The following is a 5480-nucleotide window of genomic DNA, read 5'->3' on the forward strand; positions in this document are numbered from 1 at the left end:
TCGCACGAGCGTCCGCACTCCGGGCATTTCTTGTTCAGTTCGACGGCCGTTGGTCTGAAGCACATGGTCTCTCAACCTCTTTCCCGATTGGTTCCGACAGGTCGGCGGCGCGTCGGCGCATGGCCGCGCGCGGCATTCGCTGCGAGCGGATGCCTCTCCCATCAGGCATGACGCGTTTCACGTCCACAGCGTCCGACGGGTCCGCCACGCTTTGCAGTATAGAAAACGCCCCGAGCGGCGGCCTATAGAGGATGTTCCAAAAGTTCGCCCGAGTTTTTGGAACTTCCTCCGTTTCGCGGCCGCAGGCCTGCTCCCTAGAATGGCGGTATTCGACGAGCGGTCGGTTCCACCCGGCGTTCGGAGACCCAAAGGACGAGGGAAGAGAGGAATAGGTATGGAGTACAACAACGAGTACAACCTTGACCTGTACCCGAAGAAGCTGCACTGGAAGGAGGGCGACCTCACCGCCACGCGCACGACCATGTGGTCGGGCCCGGGCTGCCACGAGGGATGCCAGGTGATCTTCTACACGGACGACGACGGCAAGCTCGTGAAGGTTGAGGGCGATCCGAACAGCCCGTTCAACCAGGGGCGCCTCTGCATGCGCTGCCTGGAGCTGCCCGAGCTCGTGAACCACGAGGAGCGCCTGCGCTACCCCATGAAGCGCGCCGGGAAGCGCGGCGAGGACAAGTGGGAGCGCGTGAGCTGGGACGAGGCCTACGATATCATCGAGGAAAAGGTCCGCGCGTTCCAGGAGAAGGACGGCCCCGAGTCCATCATCTCCATGATCGGCACCGGCCGCAACGTCTCGCAGGTCATCGCGCACAACCAGTACGCGAACTTCGGCGGCCCCGACCTCACGCTCTGCTTCCTGTCGGGCGACTCGTGCATGCTGCCGCGCACGGCGCTCTGCTACGTGGTCATGGGCAACCAGTGGGTGGCCGACATGAGCCAGTTCCGCCCCGACCGCTACGAGAACGACCCCGAGTGGCAGATCCCCGAGTGCATCGTCATCTGGGGCACGAACCCGGTCGTGTGCAACTCCGACGCCTTCCTCGGCCACTGGATCGTGGAGGCCATGAAGCGCGGCAGCGAGCTCGTGACCATCGACCCGCAGCTCACGTGGATCGCCTCCAAGTCCAAGTACTGGCTGCGCCTGCGCCCCGGCACCGACGCGGCGCTCGCCCTCGGCATGATGAACGTCATCATCGGCGAGGACCTCGTGGACCACGACTTCATCGACAAGTGGACCTACGGCTTTGAGGCGCTTGCCGAGCGCGTGAAGGACTATCCGGTTGAGAAGGTGGCCGAGATCTGCTGGGTCGAGCCCGAGCTCATCGTGGAGGCCGCGCGCTTCTACGCGAAGGCCCACCCCTCCACCATCCAGTGGGGCCTCGCCGTGGACATGTCGAAGATCGGCACCCCTACGGCCCACGCCATCGCCTGCTTGGCCGGCATCACGGGCAACATCGACAACCCCGGCGGCAACATCCTCATCGACCAGGCCTGCGGCCTGGAGTTCGGCTACAACTCCGGCATCGAGTACCTCAAAGAGGGCATGGTGGAGAAGCGCCTGGGCAACTCCAAGTACAACCTGAAGAAGTACGGCTTCACGGCGTCCTCCCAGTCCGACGCCATCCTCGAGGCGTGCGAGACCGGCCTTGACGAGAAGGGCGACCCGCGCCCGGTGAACATGCTGTGGATCCAGTCCTCCAACCCCATCACGAACATGGGCCAGGACGCGCCGCGCATCTACCGCGCCATGGAGAAGGTACCGTTCATCTGCGTGGTCGACCTGTTCAAGACGCCGTTCATCGTGGCCTGCGCCGACCTCGTGCTGCCCTGCGCCATGTCCAACGAGCGCGACTGCATCCGCGTGTGGTTCGACCCGGTCCGCTCGCTCACGAAGTGCTCGAGCTTCTACGAGGCGAAGGAAGACGAGCAGATCATGATCGACCTGGGGCACCGTTTGGCACCCGAGAGCTGGCCCGAGTGGGTCAAGGAGCCGCGCGACTACATGAACTGGCGCCTCCAGGTGGGCAACTGCGGCTTCACCATGGAGGAGCTGGAGAACGACCATGCCGGCATGATCTACAACGACTTCCGCTACTACAAGTACGAGAAGGGCCTGCTGCGTCCCGACGGCCAGCCCGGCTTCATGACCCCTACGGGCCGCTACGAGTTCTACATCAGCCTGTTCGACAGCTGGGGCGTGGACGCGCTGCCGTTCTACGAGGAGCCTCCCACCTCGCCGGTCTCCACGCCGGAGCTGGCCGAGGAGTACCCGCTCGTGCTCACCACGGGCAAGCGCTCCTTCGAGTTCTTCCACTCCGAGTGGCGCCAGGCGAACACGACGAGCCGCGAGCTGCACCCGGTGCCCTACTTCGACATCCATCCCGACACGGCGGCGAAATACGGCGTGGCCGAGGGCCAGTGGACCTGGATCGAGAACCAGATGGGCAAGTGTCGCCAGGTGGCGCGCTTCAACGACACGCTCGATCCCCGCGTCATCTCCACCGAGCACGGCTGGTGGTTCCCCGAGCAGGAGGCGGCCGAGCCGAGCCTGTTCGGCGTGTTCGACTGCAACCCGAACAACCTCATTCCCATGTGCGAGAACGGCCCGTCCGGCTACGGCGCGCCCATCAAGTGCGGCATGGCGAAGGTGTACCCCTGCACGCCGGACAACATGAGGCCCGAGGACCAGCCCACCTACCAGGTGACGGCCACGAACGGCTACACGCACGGCCCCTCGCACAAGAGCGACGAGCCCAGCTTCTACGACCAGAACAATAAGGGGGAGACATCATGGCACAAACCGGCGAATACGGCCTTCTGATCGACTACCAGTACTGCTCGGGCTGCCACGCCTGCGAGGTGGCCTGCAAGAAGGAGCATGACCTGCCCAAGGGCGACTTCGGCATCAAGATCGTGCAGGACGGCCCGCGCCAGTGCTCCGACGGCGTGTGGGAGTACGACTACCTGCCCGTGCCCACGCACCTGTGCGACCTGTGCGCCGTGCGCGTGGAGGCCGGCAAGCTTCCCACCTGCGTGCACCACTGCCAGGCCGGCGTCATGGTCTACGGCACGCTGGAGGAGCTCGCCGCCAAGGCTAAGGCGGCCGCGAAGGACAAGATGGTGATCTTCGCGAAGTAGTTCTCAACCGCGCCCTTGGCTTCGTGGCCGGGGGCGCGGGCACCGTGCAAATCGGATCTTCGGCTGGCCCTGCGAGGCCGGCTGGAGCCGTTTGCGCGGATATCAGGGGATTTTTCAACAAGGAGGTTCTTATGCAAGAGAAACTCTATCCGTGGCGGTGGGCTATCCTGATAGGCATGACGGTGCTGCTCGTGAGCCTGCAGTTCTCGTTCATCGTGCCGGGCGGCGCGGCGATACTGGTGATGCAGCACTACCAGTGCGAGCCCATGATGTTCTCCATGATCATGTCCATCCCGTACTTCTCAGGGGTGCTGTTCTGCACGGCCGGCGGCGTGCTGGCCGACCGCATGGGCCTGGGAAAGGTGTTCGCGGCGGCGTTCGTCGTGTCGCTTCTGGGCGCGCTCGCGCGCTGCTTCTCGGCCGACTACTGGACGCTCTTCGCCTCGAGCTTCTTCATGGGCATGGGCGTGGCGGCGCTCAACGCGAACTCCGCGAAGCTCCTGCGCCTGTGGTTTCCCGGCACGGCGAACTCGTTCGCCATGGGCGTGTACACGGCCGGCATGTCGGCGGGCGCGGCGCTGGCCATCTGGTACGGCTCGCGCGTGGCCGCCATCCAGGACGCGTGGTGGTTCAGCTTCGGCCTCATGGCGGTGGGCGTGGTGGCGTGGTTCGCGGTGTACCGCAAGCATCCCGACGGCGAGCACCGCTCCGTCGAGCCGGTGGGCACCTACCTGCGCGTGGTGGCGAGGAACTGGCACGTGTGGGCCGTGGTCATCGTGGCGCTCCTCGTGTTCGGCATGACGAACGTGAACGGCTCCTACATGGTGGCCGCCGTTACTGCGCTCATGGGCGACCCGAGCCTCACGGCGGTGGCGGGCGACCTGTCCACGCTGAACACGGTCATCGCCTGCGTGGCGTCCATGGCGCTGCCGGTGGTGTTCGCGAAGTTGTTCAAGAACATGCGGGCGCCGTTCATCGCGTGCCTCGCGGGCACGGCCGTGTGCTTCGCGCTCGTGTTCTTCCTGCCGTACGGGCCTATCACCTGGGTGCTCTTCTGCATCCAGCCCGTGCTCATGGCCTCGGTCATGCCGTTCACGAAGATGCTGCCCACGCTGCTTCCCAGCGTGAGGCCCGAGCATTACGGCGTGGTGGGCGGCATCCAGGCCACGTTCCAGAACTTCGGCATGTTCCTCATCGCGTCCTATGTGATCTCGCCCCTCGCCATCGCGGCGACGGGGGCGGTGGACGGCGTGCCGTACTACCAGGGCGTCTACGTGGCCACGGCCGTGCTCTGCCTCGTGGCCGCGGCATCGCTCTTCCTGTTCCCGAACGTGCGCAGCTCCGTGGCGCGCAAGATAGCCGACGAGCAGGCCGCTGCTCCTGCCGAGCGGGCGGAGTAAGAGGGTCCGACGGGGCCGGGCGCCACAGCGCCCGGCCTCCGCCGCCCCTTCCGGGCAAGGGGCCTGGACAGGATTCCGGCGGGAAGGGAGAAGACGGGATCAACATGGGCAACTGCCATTACTGCATGAACTGCGGCCGCTGCCGGGGCGAGAAGCCGCCGGCCATCCTCGTGCGCCGCTGCCCGTCGTGCGGCCGCATGAACGATCCGGGCACGCGCACCTGCGCCGCCTGCGGCTGCTCCCTCGAGCTGCAATCCGGCACGACGAGCCTCGCGCCGGGAAAGAGGATTCCCTAAGCGCGCATGGCGCTTTTGCTCTCCGGGGCCTCGGCGAATATCCGGGCCACGGACTCGCTGCCCTCGGTGAGGAAGAAGGCCTTGAAGTCCAGCAGCATGCGCTCGCGGGCGCCGGGGAGGGCGAGGTCGAAGTCGAAGCGGCGCTGGATCTTCTCTATGTGGTAGAGCACCGTGTTGCGGTGCAGGTGGAGCCGCGACGCCACGGCGGTGGCGTTGCGACCGCTGTTCAGGTAGTGCCAGAACAGGGCCAGGTAGTTCGTGTTGTTGGCAACGTCCTCGGCCTGGATCTTCTCCACCACGGTATGCGAGAAGCAGAACCGCATGAACCGCTCGTCCTTTTCCGCCGGGTCCACGAGGAAGTACATGAGCGCGTCGCCGAACAGGTACGCGCCGCGGTCGGCGTCCTCGGCGGCGGAGAGCTGCAGGCGGATGGTCTGGCGCAGTCCGAGCGCGATCTTCGCCTGCCGGTACGCCATGTCGAGGTTCTCGATGCCCTCGAATATCTCCGACACGCCGCAGTCGATGCCCAAGGGGCCGCTCACGTGCTCCTCGAGCTCGTCGAGGGTGCGGCGGTGCGCGAGGCGGCAGTCGCTCGGCGGCGCGTAGCAGAGCGCCAGCACCTCGGCGCGGT

At 65.9% G+C, this 5480-nt stretch carries 5 protein-coding genes; 4 read left to right on the forward strand and 1 reads right to left on the reverse strand.

Annotated elements, in window-relative coordinates:
• The first annotated feature begins 394 nt into the window (after positions 1-394).
• The 4 genes from GPA_RS16090 to GPA_RS16105 all read left to right on the forward strand — a co-directional run bounded on the left by GPA_RS16090 (position 395) and on the right by GPA_RS16105 (position 4849).
• Entirely contained in the window at positions 395-2836 is a 2442-nt protein-coding gene (locus GPA_RS16090; RefSeq protein ID WP_015540523.1) for a molybdopterin-dependent oxidoreductase, read from the forward strand.
• Positions 2806-3153: a 4Fe-4S dicluster domain-containing protein gene (locus GPA_RS16095; protein ID WP_015540524.1), complete on the forward strand. Its 348-nt coding sequence runs from the start codon at positions 2806-2808 to the stop codon at positions 3151-3153. The genes GPA_RS16090 and GPA_RS16095 overlap by 31 nt, the downstream gene beginning before the upstream one ends.
• A 131-nt stretch (positions 3154-3284) precedes the next feature.
• Complete coding sequence (locus GPA_RS16100; RefSeq protein ID WP_041239824.1) at positions 3285-4553, forward strand: MFS transporter; 1269 nt, start codon at positions 3285-3287, stop codon at positions 4551-4553.
• A 104-nt stretch (positions 4554-4657) separates the two neighbouring features.
• Positions 4658-4849, forward strand: coding sequence for a hypothetical protein (locus tag GPA_RS16105; protein WP_015540526.1), 192 nt, complete (start codon positions 4658-4660; stop codon positions 4847-4849).
• Here GPA_RS16105 and GPA_RS16110 read toward each other — a convergent pair.
• Positions 4846-5480 (reverse strand): PucR family transcriptional regulator (locus tag GPA_RS16110; RefSeq protein ID WP_041239825.1); only part of this gene is annotated, 635 nt, incomplete at its 5' end. The genes GPA_RS16105 and GPA_RS16110 overlap by 4 nt on opposite strands.

The organism is Gordonibacter pamelaeae 7-10-1-b, from assembly GCF_000210055.1.
Classification (GTDB): Bacteria; Actinomycetota; Coriobacteriia; order Coriobacteriales; family Eggerthellaceae; genus Gordonibacter; species Gordonibacter pamelaeae.